General features: G+C 31.9%; 18 protein-coding genes. All 18 read right to left on the bottom strand.

Features of this window, described 5'->3' with window-relative positions:
• Window positions 1-21 precede the first annotated feature (21 nt).
• Window positions 22-990 carry a DUF5991 domain-containing protein gene (locus NZ698_RS16360; RefSeq protein ID WP_263004287.1) on the bottom strand — a complete coding sequence of 323 codons (969 nt, stop codon included), beginning with the start codon at window positions 988-990 and terminating at the stop codon, window positions 22-24.
• The gene (locus NZ698_RS19535; protein ID WP_263004286.1) at window positions 971-2,923 is read right to left on the bottom strand and encodes a peptidoglycan DD-metalloendopeptidase family protein; all 1,953 of its coding nucleotides are present in this window, start codon (window positions 2,921-2,923) and stop codon (window positions 971-973) included. The genes NZ698_RS16360 and NZ698_RS19535 overlap by 20 nt, the downstream gene beginning before the upstream one ends.
• On the bottom strand, window positions 2,923-3,210 hold the full coding sequence (locus NZ698_RS16350) for a hypothetical protein (RefSeq protein ID WP_263004285.1): 288 nt from the start codon (window positions 3,208-3,210) through the stop codon (window positions 2,923-2,925). Before NZ698_RS16350 ends, NZ698_RS19535 begins: the two co-directional genes overlap by 1 nt.
• A gap of 11 nt (window positions 3,211-3,221) precedes the next feature.
• Window positions 3,222-4,040 (bottom strand): DUF4280 and LysM peptidoglycan-binding domain-containing protein, encoded by an 819-nt coding sequence (locus NZ698_RS16345; RefSeq protein ID WP_263004284.1) that lies wholly within the window; start codon window positions 4,038-4,040, stop codon window positions 3,222-3,224.
• A gap of 11 nt (window positions 4,041-4,051) precedes the next feature.
• Window positions 4,052-5,128: a LysM peptidoglycan-binding domain-containing protein gene (locus NZ698_RS16340; RefSeq protein ID WP_263004283.1), complete on the bottom strand. Its 1,077-nt coding sequence runs from the start codon at window positions 5,126-5,128 to the stop codon at window positions 4,052-4,054.
• 396 nt (window positions 5,129-5,524) lie between these two features.
• A complete protein-coding gene (locus NZ698_RS16335) occupies window positions 5,525-5,944 on the bottom strand; it encodes a hypothetical protein (protein WP_263004282.1) in 420 nt (139 codons plus the stop codon).
• 3 nt (window positions 5,945-5,947) lie between these two features.
• A complete protein-coding gene (locus NZ698_RS16330) occupies window positions 5,948-6,616 on the bottom strand; it encodes a DUF3289 family protein (RefSeq protein WP_263004280.1) in 669 nt (222 codons plus the stop codon).
• Window positions 6,579-7,466 (bottom strand): hypothetical protein, encoded by an 888-nt coding sequence (locus tag NZ698_RS16325; RefSeq protein WP_263004278.1) that lies wholly within the window; start codon window positions 7,464-7,466, stop codon window positions 6,579-6,581. Before NZ698_RS16325 ends, NZ698_RS16330 begins: the two co-directional genes overlap by 38 nt.
• Entirely contained in the window at window positions 7,429-7,737 is a 309-nt protein-coding gene (locus NZ698_RS16320) for a hypothetical protein (RefSeq protein ID WP_263004276.1), read from the bottom strand. The genes NZ698_RS16325 and NZ698_RS16320 overlap by 38 nt, the downstream gene beginning before the upstream one ends.
• Window positions 7,738-7,739: 2 nt before the next feature.
• On the bottom strand, window positions 7,740-8,450 hold the full coding sequence (locus tag NZ698_RS16315) for a phage baseplate assembly protein V (protein ID WP_368407664.1): 711 nt from the start codon (window positions 8,448-8,450) through the stop codon (window positions 7,740-7,742).
• Window positions 8,451-8,623: 173 nt separating this feature from the next.
• Window positions 8,624-9,490, bottom strand: a complete 867-nt coding sequence (locus NZ698_RS16310) for a hypothetical protein (protein ID WP_263004274.1) — start codon at window positions 9,488-9,490, stop codon at window positions 8,624-8,626.
• A gap of 5 nt (window positions 9,491-9,495) precedes the next feature.
• Window positions 9,496-10,716: a DUF4280 domain-containing protein gene (locus NZ698_RS16305; RefSeq protein ID WP_263004272.1), complete on the bottom strand. Its 1,221-nt coding sequence runs from the start codon at window positions 10,714-10,716 to the stop codon at window positions 9,496-9,498.
• Between the two features lie 14 nt (window positions 10,717-10,730).
• Window positions 10,731-11,405, bottom strand: coding sequence for a hypothetical protein (locus NZ698_RS16300; RefSeq protein WP_263004271.1), 675 nt, complete (start codon window positions 11,403-11,405; stop codon window positions 10,731-10,733).
• Between the two features lie 14 nt (window positions 11,406-11,419).
• Window positions 11,420-11,989, bottom strand: coding sequence for a hypothetical protein (locus NZ698_RS16295; RefSeq protein WP_263004270.1), 570 nt, complete (start codon window positions 11,987-11,989; stop codon window positions 11,420-11,422).
• A gap of 103 nt (window positions 11,990-12,092) precedes the next feature.
• Complete coding sequence (locus NZ698_RS16290; protein ID WP_263004269.1) at window positions 12,093-12,548, bottom strand: hypothetical protein; 456 nt, start codon at window positions 12,546-12,548, stop codon at window positions 12,093-12,095.
• Entirely contained in the window at window positions 12,548-13,342 is a 795-nt protein-coding gene (locus NZ698_RS16285) for a hypothetical protein (RefSeq protein ID WP_263004268.1), read from the bottom strand. Before NZ698_RS16285 ends, NZ698_RS16290 begins: the two co-directional genes overlap by 1 nt.
• A gap of 12 nt (window positions 13,343-13,354) precedes the next feature.
• Window positions 13,355-15,781, bottom strand: a complete 2,427-nt coding sequence (locus NZ698_RS16280; protein ID WP_263004267.1) for a type VI secretion system Vgr family protein — start codon at window positions 15,779-15,781, stop codon at window positions 13,355-13,357.
• 84 nt (window positions 15,782-15,865) lie between these two features.
• On the bottom strand, window positions 15,866-16,252 hold the full coding sequence (gene tssD / locus NZ698_RS16275; protein ID WP_263004266.1) for a type VI secretion system tube protein TssD: 387 nt from the start codon (window positions 16,250-16,252) through the stop codon (window positions 15,866-15,868).
• Between the last annotated feature and the right edge of the window lie 329 nt (window positions 16,253-16,581).

The raw sequence follows: 16,581 nt of genomic DNA, 5'->3' as shown, positions 1-16,581 counted from the left end.
TACTTGTAACATTTTTTTTAATTATTGAGTTTTTGTTAACATAATATCTACATTATATTTCCACTCTTTATCTGCGACAATAGGGCTTTTAATAAAAAAATTATTATTCTCAAATTTTATTGTTCCTAAAACATCTAGGATTGAGTGGTCTGAAAAACCATCTCCGTCAGTAGATTTTATATATTTTAAAACCAATGTATTGCCTTTTTCTTCTATTTTACATAAATCTGTAAAATATGTTTTGTAGCCTATCCCTGAAAAAGTACATTTATCATTATTAATTTCTATGTCATAATCAATTGCCATTTCAGAATTTTCATCTAATTTTCCATAATCTAATTTTAAACTGTATGTACCATTCCATTTATTAGTTTGTTTTGAATTATTTGCAGATGGAGATGTAAAATATCTTGGCAAATTAGTTACAAAAAAATCTGAATCTAGATAAGGAGGTAATGTTACTGAGTTCATTTCTTTTTTTAATTCCCAATCATCATTACTAGCATTATAATAATATATTTGAGCAACTGTATTCTTTTTCGCATAAACGCTTTCAACTGTACAATTTCCATTTGCATCTAAATATTCTTTTTTTATTTGATATGAAAAAATACTATATTCATTGGTATGGTTTTTTATAATATCACTAATCTTTGCATCGTCTTTTTTTAAATCAATATTATCAAAATCATATTCTCTCAAAAAGGTTTTTTTCCAAAAATATCTTAATTCTTCGGTCTTAGGCACAAAATGGAGGGTAAAATACCCTTCTTCTTTACAATCTAAATGAGATTTTATTGGATGGTCAGAAATATTTGACTCATCAACAACTAATGAGTACAGACTATTCTCATATTTTTTGTCGAAAAAATTTAACTCTTTTTTTATTTCTTTTTTTACTTCTATCTTATTATTATGAGCTTCTCCTTTACAAGAAATTAATAATAAATAGGTTAGCAATAACAACATTTTATTTAATCGGATTTCCATTTTTGTCGAATTTTGTTTTCATATAATCTTCTGCTTTCACTCTATAACTACCTAAGCTGTAAAAGTTATTATATCCTTCTCCTTTTGTAGCTGCTTCAATGTGACAATGCCAATTTGCTTTATCTATTCCGTGTCCTCTTACACCATTAGGTAATCCTGAATAAGAAGCGTTTCCAGTAGAGCCAGATAAAGCTACTTTTTGTCCGTGTTTAATTTTATCTCCTTTTTTTACATAAATTTTATCTAAGTGACAATAAAGTATGAAAACAATTTCTCCATCTTTTGTTTTAGATTTTATCATTAAAGTATTTCCTAAACTGGAACTTCGATACTCATTCGTTTTAAAAGAATTTACTAGTGATACAACCTCTCCACACATAATTGAATGTACTTCTTTATAAGTTGGTCCCGACAAAATATCAATTCCTTTATGACCTCTGCTTGAATTATATCCAAATCTGTTATTATTCTTACCTCCATTATCATTGCTTATTACTGGGTTTTCCCAAACATCTGCATAATCAAGACATTGCGAGCAATCTTCAGGGCATTTAGATACTTCTGATGTAGTGTTTTTTTGCAGATTTTGTCCACACTCAAAATTATTTTCCTTATTAGCAAAACCTTCTGTTATGTATACTTGTACTTTTGTTTTAATTTCTGATTTCCATACTTTACCATCATTATTATTATCTAGTCCTTTATTTTGTGAATAAGCATTTACTCTTAAGTTTCTGAGTTTATCCGATTCTGAAGTTCTTGTGGTCAATTTATCTAATGACGAAGCAAAAACAATATGATCTTCCTTTTGTGAGGAGGCGGGAAATAAGACTTGAAGATAAAAATCAACAAACTCAACAGACTTACCTCTTAATGGTTCAAAATATTTTTTAACATAGTCTAATTGATCAACAGCAGTCATATCTGCGAATTCTTTCACTCGTTTTAAATACCAATCTTCTTTTTGTTTTGTTTTTTTATTATATTTTTTTCCAAAATAGTTCTTAACAATTTCTATCGTAATTTCCTTACCAAGTAAACTTTTTGCGGTACTTGGCATGAATTGTATTAGACCTGTTCCTCCTGAGTTAGCTTGGTTAGGAACATCTGGTTTGAAAGTTCCTCCACTTTCCCATCGGAACACAGCCATAAGATTATTTGCCATTTTTATTTTATTTTCTTCTCCCCAAAGATCTAAGCAAATTTCGACCACTTTCTTTCTAAAAGCACAGTCTACGTTTGGATGTCCTCCCCAAATCAAATCATATTTTTCACAAACACAAGTGTCATCTTTTTTCTCTGGATTCTGTTCCTTCACAATAGCAGGGCTTTTCCCTTCAGGCTTCTGTACAGTTGGTGTTTTTTCTTTGGTGGCAGTTCCTTTGCTTTCCCACCAATCCCAAAGTTCACCTATTTTTTCTCCTAAAATTTCGCCTATTCCTTTTTCTTCTTTTTTGCTTGGTGGTTTCTGTTCTGCAGGAGAACCTTTGGCTTTGGGTTTCGCAGGTGTTGATTTGGTTTGTGGCTTTGGAGTTTGCGGAAAAGGATTATTGATTTCTACGTTTTCCGTTGCATACTTTTTTTTAACATAATATTCTACCGTCACATAGAGCTCCAACTGCTTAGGATCGGCTTCTCCCTGCATTGCTTTTTGCATCAAGGCTTTGGTAAGAACAAATTCTCCAACTGCAACACCATTTTTATCTATCTTCTTGGGTGGTAAAGTTTCTATGGGTTTGTTTGTAGTATTGTGTCCACTTCCTTTCGCATCGTCTTCCCAAAGTGTAAAAACCAATTCTTTATTAAACATATTAGTACAATATGCTTTAGTTCTTAATTTTTCTCTAAAGCTAAAAGTGCTGCCTATGGTGTCATCAACATAGAGCAAATCTACTTTGTCAATAGTTGGAATATTGTTTCTGATTGGAGTCACTATAATTGCAGAAAGTGCTTTTTTTCAGTATTGTAAATATAAGCTTCAATTAGCATTTTTCTACCTATCCACTTTTCAGGGAGCAAGTAAGGTACTTTTTTTCCTGTTTTTTTTGGACCTTTTAATTCTCGCCAACTTCCATTACCTTCTTGAACAAAAAGTTTCCATTTAATCTCATTTTCATTCTCTATATGAGTTCCTTGGTAGAATGAAGTAACTTCGTAGAAATTAGTTTCTCCTACTTTTGGAGAAGCATTTCCTTTTATTGATTTTACGCCTTTTGCCATTGTTTGTATCTTTATTGATATTCATAATCATTATTAGCACTATCCTGAAACTCCTCAAAATCAATTATCGGATTATAGATATGCTGTTCTCTTGCATCAGCTTTCTTCACTTGACTTTTCCCGGCCTCACTCTGCTGACCATGCTTGAAAATCGTAATCTTTCCTCCTGTACTGCACATCAACTCAGAAACTTCTGTAACACAGCTTTTGTCCATAACCTTTACTTTATCATAGGTTTTTGTCCATTTCCCTACCGGTGCAAAAGCACAAGGAAGGTATCCTCCTGATGAAGGTTTAAGTTTGCATTGCCCGAAAGGTTGTGCAGGAGGATCTAACTGAGTATCGTCTTCCGTTACGGCAAGATAATCAGCTTTTCCATCTGCATCGTTCCAGTAATGTTTTTGGTGGCTGGTTACTTTAAATTTGGGAAATTTAAAACCTTGATTGCATTGGCACATCCCTTTCTGAACAACGAAATATTTTCCGTCATGTTCACTGGAACCACTTTCAGATTGTTGCTCCTTTTTCTTGTCCTCTTTTTTTTCTTCTTCTTGAGATTCTTCTTCCTGATTCTCTTCAAAAGATTCTTCTATTTCTTCGGCTTCATCGTCATAACCGTTCATAGGATCGGTTACTTCATCGTCTTCTTTAAGGTATTTAGAGTCTTCAGGAATCAAAAGCTCTTTACCGGGAACTACCTCATGTCCCAACAGATCATCCAATGGGCAATAGATATTATGATATGAACGGAGGGTTTGCCCGTCTTTCACACCGAATTGCTGTGCAACGGAGGTTAAAGAATCTCCTTTTTGTACGGTATATTTTTTCATCAGAATGTGTTTTATTCTTCTACTAAAGTACTGAATTTTTTAAATTCTTTCTCTTTCTTTTTTTCTACAAATGTCAATATATGTTTACTGTATATTTCGTCTTCGTACCATAAAGTGACTTCGGCATCTGCACCCAAAAGCTGTTTGGTTATCTTATCTGTAGTGTACTTGATCTGAATTTTTCCTGATACCTTTTCTTCCCTCATTTCTTCAAATCTATAACCTTTAATGAGCTCCTGAAGGCTGCAATCATCAATACTATTTCCATGAATGATTGTTTCAACTACATCCGGATTATCGTGATTATATTCAATCTCAAATTTACACTTTAGAGGAAATGAGTTTGAGATAAAATAAAAATTCTCTTTCCATTCTTTTTTTCTGCGAAACCAATCCATTTCCGGGAATAAGACCTGATATAATAAGGTGGCAGAAAATCTTTTTAATAAAAATGTTTCATTTGTAAGGGAGGCATGAAATTTATTAAAATAAGATGTAGCCACTTCTCCAACAAAAAAGTCTTCCAAATCAGTTCTCTTGCTTTCAAATTTTTTGATTATTGATTTATGATCATAAAATCCTTTTATTTTTCCCTGTGCAGGAATTAAAAACGAAATAGGGAATATGCTCTCCATACAGGCAAGCGAGAGCAAACTTATTTTATCATCAGAATCTTGATTATTTTTCCTGAAACCGGAGTTTTTTAACTCTGCTACAAATCCTTTGTCCATATTTTCACGAAGCTGAACAGAAATTGAGTAGTTAACTTCAAAATTTTCTCTGTCATCTTGTTCAAATCGTTCAGTAACTTCATAGTTTGAAGCATAGAATTTTGTAGTCAGGTAAACTGAGGGGAGATTTTGGGTTTGTGATAATTCTTTTTGGCTTTCTTTGATCTCCGCAATTTTTTCGGCAGGAGGAATTAAAATTTCGTGAATCCCATTAAGATTATGCCCAATGAGATTTTTTAAATCGCAATACGTATTGTGATAACGTTTCAATGCTTCCGCAGAAATGCCTAATTTCTCTGAAACAGATTCAAGGGTATCTCCTTTTTTTACCTGATATGTGGATATGCTGATATTCATATTTTCTTTGCTCTTCTACTTCTCACTAATTTTTTTCTGATCTTAACTTTAGATTCTATAAACTCTATTTTTTTTCTTTACAAGAAATTAAAAAAAACACATTATGAGCAGAACTATTATTTTTTTCATTTGTTAAAATTTAGGACTTATCCAAATATCAATTTGTATTTGTTCATTTAATTCTCTTGCTTTTTCTTTTTACTCTTTTTCACGTTCTGCATCTAACTCTGTCATTCCCTTTTGTAGATTTCCCTTAAACTCTCTTGTAAAGGTAATTTTGTTTATATCCCCGCAAATGCTGTAAAATAAACCAACATACAAAAACTTCTCCTACACTTGGAATGATATTAAATTTTTTCTCCATATCGGGTAAATCTAATCCGAAATGATCCACTTCTATTTACATCCGTTTATAATTGTATCTGGCTTAGAATATGTTTTATAAAAACTAAAAACTCCCACTCTTTTTGTGGAATCTTTTTTGCATTTTGAGGTATAAAATCCTGCAATATAGTCCTCCTCATACATTGAAATTTCTTCACTGCTAAATCCTCCTGGATCTTCGTCATGGTTAATAAAATATTTTGTATCAGATGTATATTTATATAAAAATATATTGTAATCGTTCTTATAGACATCATTAAAATTCTTTAATAAGAAATTCTTAATATCTGATTTTAGTAAAGAGTCCCTTTGAGATGAAAACTTGATCAAAAACAGATTAGATCTAACTTTGGATTGTATAAATTCGGTTTTTTTTTCTTTACAAGAAATTAGAAAAAAACACATTATGAGCAAAACTATTATTTTTTTCATTTGTTAAAATTTAGGACTTGTCCAAATATCAATCTGTATTTGTTCATTTAATTCTCTTGCTTTTTCTTTTCTCTCTTTTTCACGTTCTGCATCTAACTCTGTCATCCCCTTTTGTAGATTTCCCATAAACTCTCTTGTAAAGGTAATTTTGGTAATAAAAGGTTTATAACCTCTCAGATGCTGCAAAATGAACCAACATACAAACACTTCTCCTATACTTGGAATGATATTAAATTTTTTCTCCATATCAGGTAAATCTAATCCAAAATGATCCCAAAGTGTCACCTCATATTTTCCTGTATAATCATCCCCGCTAAATTTTACTTCTTTCAAAATAACTTCTGCCGACCAAATATCATTAGTGGCTATGGTTAAACCTTTTGTAGCTTCTATTGGATTTCCATAAGAATACATTGGTTTGGTAAATTTTTTTCTTTTGGCTTCCCTTTTTCCTTTTGAATTAGAAAAAAAACTTTCTTTTCCTTCTTTCTTTTCAAAATATGGATCATTATCTTCAACCTCTTCTAATTTTGCCAATTTTGTTTTTAATTGTTCCGCAATATAATCTTCCACTTGTTGGCAATACGCAATAGTTTCGGGATGATCTTTTATGTTTCGTGTAAGGACTTCATCTTCATATATTCCCCCCTTGATTTCTCTTAAATTTAGCAATCATTCTTTCCAAATTTTCTTGCAATTCTCCTCTTGCAAAATAGAACTCTGCAGTATTTTCAAAATCCCAAAACAATTTTTCATTAGAAAGGTTATCAAAAATCCTTACATCTAACCCTGTAGAAATAATCCCATACTTTGTACTATAGCATTGTTCTTTAGTATAAATAGCTTTCACATTTTTGTTTCTCACTTTTCTTAATCCATTTCTTTCTTCTGTCGGAGTGGGAAATTGAGGTCTGTAGACAACTGTATTATCTGCTTCTAATTTGTAATCTTCCTGTTTTTTATTAATTATTACTACTTCCTCTATTTCCTCAGGTTCCATGAGAATGTCATCTTCTGCATCTGCAAAAAGGGCGTGTTTAGAAAAATCAAAACCAAAAGTACTATACTCTTCTTTATATTTTGACAATCTATCTGCCGAATATATGAGCTTTTTATGAGGATGACCTGTTCCATAGGTCATATCATCTGCAATGTCCGACCCGTCCGGCTTCAATCCTGGCATTTTGAAACGGTCTATTACAATAGAACCTAAATTCAGATAATCATGAAAATTGTATGGGAGCTCTACATGCTCGATTGCTCCTTTGTTTACATAAGAACAGCGAAAATAAAGTTCAAAAATTTTGTCCTGATCTAACCACTGAGTCCATCTTTCAAGAGTTTCATCAGTAGAAAAATGAATGATTACTTTATTCTCATTATTTACTTTTTCCCAAGTGTAGGGCTTTTTGGTAGTTGAGTGGATTAGGGGAATTGGGTCATCTGCTTTTACTACATCATTTCCAAAAGTATGCATATCACTGTCAAACATAGCAAAGTAAACTACCTCCTGGTTTTGCATACATCTTATCCATTTCTATATGAAAGCGTAATAGCTGACCATATACAGCTCTTTTAATTGGTTCATCTTTATGATTCGTCCACCATCCTTTCACGAAATATTTTCCTGCTTTGGGTTCTTTTTTAGGGTTTCCGTGATTAGTGGTTTTTGCTTTAAACCCATTATTATCACCTGCAGTCATCGTGAGTCCTTTGTAAAATCCGTCAAAATTACCATCAACATCTGTTTCAGATTTTTTAATAGCTATTCTCGTAATTTTTCCTCCTGCCATAATTAGTGAGATTTAGAATTTTGTCCACTATTATTGTTAAATTCACCTTGGGTATGCCAGTTGTTATTTCCTTGCACTGAAACTTCTTCACTTTCTGCGCTCTCACTCATTTCTTTTGCTTTAGACTTCCTCTCCCCCTGCGCCACTTCCATAATGTTAGCCGCCATCAAAGAATAATCTGCAACCGCATTCTGCATCATCATTGCTCCTGCAAAACTACTGTGGTTCATTCCTGCAGTTTCAGAAATATTCATTCCTGCAGAAGCAGAGATATTCATTCCCGCTATTATTATGACATTCTCCCCCGCCGTAAAAGTCATATTCTTCGGCGCGTTCACATTAATATTCCCATTCCCATCCATCAGATACGTATTCCCGCTCGGATCTTCTATAAAAACACTTCCCTCGGCATCGTTCAGAATAATCTTTGTTCCGCTTCTCGTGTGAATCACCTTCTTGTCATTCCCGTTCGTGTGGTACGAACTCGTCTCACTCCCGTTATACTGCGTTCCCACCACAAAAGGCTTTTCAGCATTTCCGCTTTCAAAATCTACCAACACTTCCTCGCCGATCTCAGGAATAAAATGAAAACCCTTTCCACTTCCCGAATGAGGCTGTATCAGTCTGATCCAGGGCGACTTCTCACCCTTCTTTTCCTGCCACGGAAACTGTACCCGCACTCTTCCCATTCCCGAGGGATCATTATTATCCAAAACTCTTGCAGATTGCTTTCTCCTAAAGGAACTGCTTCTTTATCCTGATAAGGTGCATTAAATAAATCCGGAATACCCACAAATTCATTATAATAGGTATTGCCATCATGGTAATTTGATATTGCTGTTAATTTTTAATCCTTTTTCAAAAAGTTGGCTTCGCTTATTTACTTTTATTGTAACAAAAACCTCTTTAACTGTGAAGTTTCTTCTCTAATGTTCCCAAATTGGAAATGGCTTCGAATTGCAGTGTATGTATTTTTATCAATGTCAAAAGTTATCACATTATTATTCTCAAATCGACTTTCTACATTACTATAAATTTTGTATTTGTATTCTCCTTTTTTTTGGAATAATAATCTTTTTTCATAGCTTATTTCTTTATCGATTGATTTTTTTATTACATACATTAATGCCCCATTTTTATTATATTTATATCCCACATTCCATATATCTTGGATATCAGATTGTGTTCTTGTTGTATATATTTTTGCGCTCAAAATTTTTAATTTTTTATTTTTATATTTTCTTTGTGAAGTAATTTTTAATAAATAATTAAATTGATAAGGATAATCTCCTAAGTCATCATCCAAAAGGTCAATTAAATCTAAAATGTTGTTGTTAATTAAAATCGTCTTTTTTAATTGATTATAATACAAAGAGTTTAAAAAATAAGCATCCTTATTGACAGTTATTGACTTGGAACTATCAGAAAATGAAATATGTAATGTCTCTAAAATTCTATTATCATTTATCAATAAAAGTAAAGTATTTTCGTTTTGTTCTTTCTTTAGTGCAAAAATGATCGGTGAAATCTTATTTATTGGCTCGTCAGATATATCATAATATAATATAGAGTCATTTTTTGAACTGATATTATAAATATAAGTGAACGTTTTTTTTGTTTTATCACTTTTCACTAATTTATCATTTTCATAAGTTTTTAAGGGAACATATTCTTCTTTTACTTTTATCGTTTTATGATTTTGAGTAAAACAATAACTGTAAATTAAAATTAAAAAAATGTGTAAAGCTTTCATATTTTCTACTTAATTTCCTTCCAAAATATCGAATATCCAGCAACTTGTGTAGCAATTATACCAGTTGCTTGTTTTGTCTTATTCTTATAATAGAATTCTCCTGTAGTCCAATATTCTTTTCTACTAAAATCACTCGCTGGTATTGTATATATTGCTCTTGGACCTCTTTTCGTTTCTTTATGTATGTGAGTGCCTTTATCAGTTTTTGGATTGTGTGAAGATTTATAAGGCGAGCCATTCGGATATTTTTGTTTTATTTTTGTGACAAATTCATCATAAAAACTTTTCTTAATTTTAATATAATCATATTCATCAAATTTGTTATGCCCAGTTTTTGAACTACTATCCGCCTTTAGTTCTGTATCTATTCCCCAAGCTAAAAAATCAACCCCATCCCAAAATCTTGCTCCATCTGTAGGGTCAGCTTTTGAAGTATCAATATCTCTTAATAATGCATCAATAACTGCTTTTCGAGAATATTTACTTAAGGTATCTATTGCGGTATCAGATAATTCAGTCTTTTTATCTTGAATATCAACCGAAGAATACCCAGTCATTAATCTTGCAAGCATTGTTGTTCCTTTATCTCTTCCTTCATTATAATTGGCATGAGCTATAAATAAATATTCATTTTCCTCGTTTGATAACCCTTCGTGCTTAACAATATTACATACTCTTTGGAAATCATTATGTGTAATCTTTAACTTTTTAGCATTTATAAAAGTATCTTTCTCTATGCCTTTTTCATTACAAGCATAAACATCGGATTCGTTACCATTTTTCTGTCCAGTAACTTTTCCCTCAAAATTACCATTATAATTATAGTAATATCCATTATACTTATCGTCTGATCCATTATCAGGCATATAAAAAATGGGCTGGTAAATGCTACCTTCAACTTCTTCTGAAAAACTTTGTGCAGATTTTATTATAGATATTTTACCACCAACAGAACATTGGCAACTTGAATCATCTAACAATTCCTTTTTGCCATCTATCTCAAAAACAGAGGTATTTTGCCATTTTATTGGAGCAGGACTGCAAGACATTTTTGTAATACTGCAAACGCCAAATGGTTTGATATTTATGTTTGGCTTTTTGTCTTCTTCTGTTGCTTGAAATTTGCCTTCTATTTGCATAAAGGTTTGGCTGGTAACGGACAGAAGAGAGGGTATTGTTCCTTTGTCGCATTTTAATTGGGTGGTGTCTGTTATGTGTTTTGGCATTTTATTTATTTTAATTATCCAAATAAGTTATCCCAAAAGCCTTTTTTATTTCTTTTCTCATTGTATATTTTATATTGTTCTTCTTCAAAGATTTTCCATTCTTCAGAGGTGTAAGATTTCCCTTCAAAGGTTTTGTAAATTTCTTTTTCTTTTTCGTGTAGTAAGGTATTGTATCTGCTATTTGAATTTTTTTCTTCAGTTGATTCTGTTTTATTGTCAGAATACTTATTTTTGTTATAATCATCCTCATTGCTGAAAAAATTCCTGTACCATCTTTCGTTTTCGAATCGTACTTTTTTAACTAATTCGTGGTCTATTAGTTCATCATTTTTATAGACACCTTCCATAGTTTGGTATTTTATAATATAAATATTGTATATAGTATTAGTAGTATCAATTATTTTTAATAAATATGTGTCCTCATCGAAAGTATGGTAATATGTAGTAAATATATACGGTCTTAATTTTATTTCGTCGACGGTAATTGTTTGTATTTCGTCTAAAGTTTTTTTTGAAATCGCAGGATAACTTTTTTTGATAAACTCATATAAATTTTCTTTTATCCAAAGCAATTCTTTATATTTAAAAGTCATTGGGTTAGGATTAATAAGAAAATTTTCATTAATGAATTTATAACCGTCTTCAGTAATTTTATCTGTAATATCGTAATATCCTCGGAAAGTATTCATCAAGTAGTTCGTAATTATTTATTTAAAGACAATAGGAAAATTATTGATGTAATAATAACCACTAAAATAATTACAGAAGAATACACCTGTAGTTTTTTATTCTGCAGTATTTTAACAGGTAATAAATTTAAAAGCACAATATTTATGAAAGACAAACACATAAATAAATACCAGCAAAAAATAGAAGATATTTCTTTTTCAGGTGGTTCATAACCATTGTTTGTCCATTCTATAACAGGAAGAAAATTAATTTTCTGATTTAAATACTCCATATTTTCAAAAGAGTACATATAAATAATGAAAAATAGAATAATAAGCAAAATGGTATTTGTTATACGAAATAGAATACCGAGTGTTTTTGTTAATGAAAACAATTTGAAAAATAAATTTAATACTAAAAAATAAAAAATCATTTTAGCAAATTCGAAGATAGCCAGATTATCTTCAAAATAATTCCCATTGTTATTATTATCTTTATGTACCAGCATTTCTCCAAAAAATAATATGAAAGTAGAAATAAAACCCATTAATATGGCCCAAAACACTAAATTTTGTTCGGCAAAATTTTTTATTTTTTTATCCATTTTATTGATTATTAAGTTTTTATATGTTTTTGGAAATCGTCTTCTAAAGTTTTATATCCTCTTTTATCTTATGGAAATAATCTATTAATTATTTTAATATATATTAATTAAACCTATATAAATAACTTCTATTGTTTTTATTTTCAGGAGTCAAAATTATTTTATCTTTCATTAAAATTTTGAATCTTTTAATAGTATCTTGATTATCAATAATGTAATTATGACTTCTATCTATTTTAATTTCATTATACTGTTTCGGATTTTCAATTGGTAATGTTCCCTTTTCATTATTTCTTGAATGAGCAATAAATCCTTCACTTCCAGCCGTTGACAAATGTAAAATTCCTGTATTGTCATAAGTTGCCTTTTCTTCAATAATGTATTTTGTACCACTTATAATTTCCACTTTAGATTCACTTGCTTCAATGTCATCTTTTTTGATCACAATGCTTTTTTCGTATATTTTATTTTTATTACTTAATGATTGCAAATTGTCATTATATTTATCACATCCAATAAAATTTAAAGAGATAATGATAGCATAAAAAATTATTTTCATTATTGATTTTTTAAGGTTCTTAATTGTTCAACAACATTTCTTTTTTCTACTACTACATGGATGTTTTTCCCACCTGCTTGTTTCACTATATAGTCAAGAGCTTTCTTATAAGCATCATTTGAAATTTCATAATCTTTATATGATTTACTAGTTCTAACTTTTTCAGCTCCCGATTTCGTTTTGTTGATTTGTGCATTTGGTGTGACACCAAAACAACCGTAAGAACCAGCTAATTTATTTTTTGAGCCATTACTGTACCATCCTCCTACGTGAATCATAACACCTGTTGCAATAGATAAATCAGCTCTTGGTTCATCTATAGGGTCTCCATTTACAAAAGTTTGCATCCTTGTTGTGTGCGGTACAGCATTTAGTTTTTCTGAATTATTTTGGCGTAAAGCTAATGCATCTACACCAGCTCCTGGTGGATATGCTGTTGGAGTTGTTGAGTATAAGTTAATGTTTCCATTAGCAGGTTCAAAACATCTATTAGATAATTCTATATCATCATTTACGCCCCAATTATCATTTATAACACCTCTGGAATACCATGAATCTCTTGTAACACTATAAGAAGCTATAACTTTTCCACCTTTTTCAACATTTAGTTTGTAAGTTGGAACAACAATTGATTCATAATCCAAATCATCATGACTCCCATATATATATTGACAAGTATAGCCTGTGATTTCAGTACTTATTATCAGTTTTAAATTACTTATTTTTAGTTTTGTTTGATTGTCTGTATCTCCATTTACACTTCTTACTCTTAAATTTCTGTTTGTATTACCCATTGTGTATTTATTTTATCCCAAAAATCCTCTTTTGTTTTTCTTTTCCATATAAATTTTATATTGTTCATCTTCAAAGATTTTCCATTCAGATTTTGTATACCCTTTGCCTTCGTACGATTTATAAATTGAGTTTTCATCTTCATGAGTTGAGCTTTCTCCTTGAGAAGAATGATTTTGTTTATCTTCTTCCTTTAGTTTTTCAATTTCTACTTTTTCTTTTAGTTCGGCAAACCCTTCTTTGTTGACAGTTCCGGTTAAGGTCAACTCTTTCTCTCCATCTCTCACATCTTTACCATTTTCATCATCAATAATCACGGTAATGGCTTCACCTTCTTCATAATTTCTCGTTTGTACTAAAAGACTTACTTTCTCTCCTATGTTTGCATTCTCAATATTTTCTTTCATTTCAGCATCCATCCATTGTACGCTCAAAATTTGTTTTTCCTTATCATGTTTAAACTTTCCACTTTCAGCAAGTTTATTCATTTGAGGAGCTTTGTACTCGATCTTATCTTTCGCTGTAATAAGAGAACTTGCACCATAAATGTGCATCTGTTCCTTAGCTCCAAATTCGGTTTTACCATCTGTAAAACCTATCAGATTTTTCTTCCCGTACAAATCCAAATCTTTCTTAGAAGAGATTTCTGTATTATCGCCACTTGCGATAATTGTTTTCTTTCCGCTGTTTTGGCTTATTTCTTCTTTTGCTATGATTTTTATGTTTTTCCCAATCATATTTTCTTGGTTATGCCCTACCGTAGTTTTCATATTTTCCTCCACTTTAATATTAAGATTCTTACAGATAATATCAATTGTTTCTGGTGCTTTTATCGTGATGCTTTTCTTAACAGTATCAAGATAAATAGTATTACCAGAAATATCTAAAATAGTAATACTCATTTTATCTTCGCTGTCATCCATAATAATAGTGTGACCGCTTCGTGTTTTTGTAACCTTTAAATCATTCCCGCTTGTATGATACGAACTCGTTTCACTTCCATTATACTGCGTTCCCACTACAAAAGGTTTCTCTGCATTTCCGCTTTCAAAATCTACCAACACTTCCTCGCCGATCTCCGGAATAAAATGAAAACCCTTTCCACTTCCCGAATGAGGCTGTATCACTCTGATCCAGGGCGATTTCTCACCCTTCTTTTCCTGCCACGGAAACTGTACCCGCACTCTTCCCATTCCCGAAGGATCATCATTATCCAAAACTCTTGCAGACTGCTTTTCTCCTAAAGGAACTGCTTCTTCATCCTGGTAAGGTGCATTAAATAAATCCGGAATACCCACAAATTCATTATAATAAGTATTGCCGTCGTGGTAATGTTTGATTTCTATGATACGGTAGGTTTCCATCGCTTTACCATTGATGTCGATCAGTTTTGCCCTGCCGCCAATTTTAAGTTCGGGATCTTTACTTTTTCCTTTTACCGTCACCAAATTCTCCCTGTTTTCTTTTTCTCTTCTTACCGCTTCTTTCAGTTCCCGGTCGGTGCTATCTGAGATTCCCGTATGGTTGAAAAGCATTTCGGGTTTCTTTTTGTACACACTTTTGGAGGCTGTAATCGCAATTGCCTGAAAAGGATTTTCTTTATAATGAACCTGCGCCGAAGAAGAATCTTTATCGCTCTTACTTCCGCCCTGTACATCAAATACAGAGTAATTGAAGTCCTGCGGTTTGATATTCATCTCAACCTCGACTTCGATAAGGTCAATATTTTCTTCCAGATTTACGATCGGCTGTACTTTATTGCCAAAAACCATATTTTGGCCGTTGTAATAAAAATATTCTCCGAAGCGTGTTGCCAGTCTTTTAATGAATTGATAATCAGATTCTTTATATTGTACAGTATATGGTAAAGCATATTTCGTGTTCGGACTTTCCACCAAAACTTTACAATTTTCGGGATAGTCCGAAGTGGCTGATTTGATGATCTGCTCAAGCGTTTTATCCTCAAAACTCTGGCAGTCTTTTCCGTTTTCAAGCAGAATACTTGGAGCATAACCGCTGATGTAGAGTTTTCCGTAACCGTTTTCTTTCTTATTTTTTACATTCGCAACAACGCCGTTGAAAACCTGTCTCACATCTCCAAAACGATGAAGATTGATCGTAATATTTTTGCCCAGAATATTCTTGGAATTTTCCATGACATATCCCTGAAAACTGTCTAAAGCATCATCAGGAACTACAATGGTAAAGTTGTCGTGATCATTCGTATGCTGATTCAGATTGATCGAAAAACCCGATTTATCAAGGAATGGTTTTCCGTCTAAACTTAATGTGCAATACACCAAAGGACTGGCTTTATCGGCCAGAAAATCTTTGAACGTTTTGGAAGAAAAATATTTTTTGAGATCATCCGGATGATTCAACCGCATATTGTTCCCTGAATTTACGTTGCCGAAACTTTTTTCATCATCTAAATAGGACATAATTTTCTATTTTATTTTGGATTTGTGTTTTTAAAATAAGCTTCAAATGATTTTATTTAAATCTAAAAACTTTTGGAAAGTATATTATTTCCATGTTTTTTCGTGAACTGCTCCGTTGACATCAAATTTTTTGGCAATAAGATGCATCTCGATCTGCAAAGGTTCTGCATTCACAGAATTAAAATGTTCGGTGAATTTCACGCAGTATGCTTTTTCAAAATCAAGCTCCTGAAGTTTGCTCATTGCATCTCTTCTGAAAAAAGTGATCTTGCCGTTTTTGGTTTGATTGTGATCGAGCATCCAGCCCAGAAGTTCAGGATTTCCGGTGCTTTCAATTCGAATGAAAATTTCTCCGCCTTGAGGCATCCCCTGAGGTTTTCCCGTGCCGTCAGTGGCTTGTGTAAAGCTGTACTTACACTCTAAAATATTATACGTGTTACCGTCTAATTCTAATTTCGATAAAAAAGACATATCAGTTTAGGTTGTTAATTGGTGGTGATTGAAAGGTTGCCAGTTATTCAGTTAAAATTATTTAGTAAACAATGATCAGTGGTCAGTTATTGAGTGACAATTCTTGATTTCTGAGTAGCAGTTTAATATTCATTGATCCACATAAAATAGAATCTGATCCTAAATACTGATCATTACATCTGGTAAAAAAATAACTTTTTTATTCTGAAAAACTAAAAAATGGGCAATGCTTTATTGCCCATCCATATTAATTTAAAGTGAACCAGGCCACTCATTTTCATAAGCACCACTTCCCATTTCGATTTTTCTTGCAGAGATCGTGAAGGTTT

It is taken from the genome of Chryseobacterium edaphi (assembly GCF_025628985.1).
Classification (GTDB): Bacteria; Bacteroidota; Bacteroidia; order Flavobacteriales; family Weeksellaceae; genus Chryseobacterium; species Chryseobacterium edaphi.
This window is presented reverse-complemented; position numbering and strand designations above follow the sequence as displayed.

Excerpts from the sequence above, each read along its gene's own strand:
- NZ698_RS16360 (WP_263004287.1), bottom strand. The coding sequence starts at position 990 with ATGGAAATCCGATTAAATAAAATGTTGTTATTGCTAACCTATTTATTA.
- NZ698_RS16350 (WP_263004285.1), bottom strand. The coding sequence starts at position 3,210 with ATGGCAAAAGGCGTAAAATCAATAAAAGGAAATGCTTCTCCAAAAGTA.
- NZ698_RS16345 (WP_263004284.1), bottom strand. The coding sequence starts at position 4,040 with ATGAAAAAATATACCGTACAAAAAGGAGATTCTTTAACCTCCGTTGCA.
- NZ698_RS16340 (WP_263004283.1), bottom strand. The coding sequence starts at position 5,128 with ATGAATATCAGCATATCCACATATCAGGTAAAAAAAGGAGATACCCTT.
- NZ698_RS16335 (WP_263004282.1), bottom strand. The coding sequence starts at position 5,944 with ATGAAAAAAATAATAGTTTTGCTCATAATGTGTTTTTTTCTAATTTCT.
- NZ698_RS16325 (WP_263004278.1), bottom strand. The coding sequence starts at position 7,466 with ATGCAAAACCAGGAGGTAGTTTACTTTGCTATGTTTGACAGTGATATG.
- NZ698_RS16320 (WP_263004276.1), bottom strand. The coding sequence starts at position 7,737 with ATGGCAGGAGGAAAAATTACGAGAATAGCTATTAAAAAATCTGAAACA.
- NZ698_RS16310 (WP_263004274.1), bottom strand. The coding sequence starts at position 9,490 with ATGAAAGCTTTACACATTTTTTTAATTTTAATTTACAGTTATTGTTTT.
- NZ698_RS16305 (WP_263004272.1), bottom strand. The coding sequence starts at position 10,716 with ATGCCAAAACACATAACAGACACCACCCAATTAAAATGCGACAAAGGA.
- NZ698_RS16300 (WP_263004271.1), bottom strand. The coding sequence starts at position 11,405 with ATGAATACTTTCCGAGGATATTACGATATTACAGATAAAATTACTGAA.
- NZ698_RS16295 (WP_263004270.1), bottom strand. The coding sequence starts at position 11,989 with ATGGATAAAAAAATAAAAAATTTTGCCGAACAAAATTTAGTGTTTTGG.
- NZ698_RS16290 (WP_263004269.1), bottom strand. The coding sequence starts at position 12,548 with ATGAAAATAATTTTTTATGCTATCATTATCTCTTTAAATTTTATTGGA.
- NZ698_RS16285 (WP_263004268.1), bottom strand. The coding sequence starts at position 13,342 with ATGGGTAATACAAACAGAAATTTAAGAGTAAGAAGTGTAAATGGAGAT.
- NZ698_RS16280 (WP_263004267.1), bottom strand. The coding sequence starts at position 15,781 with ATGTCCTATTTAGATGATGAAAAAAGTTTCGGCAACGTAAATTCAGGG.
- tssD (WP_263004266.1), bottom strand. The coding sequence starts at position 16,252 with ATGTCTTTTTTATCGAAATTAGAATTAGACGGTAACACGTATAATATT.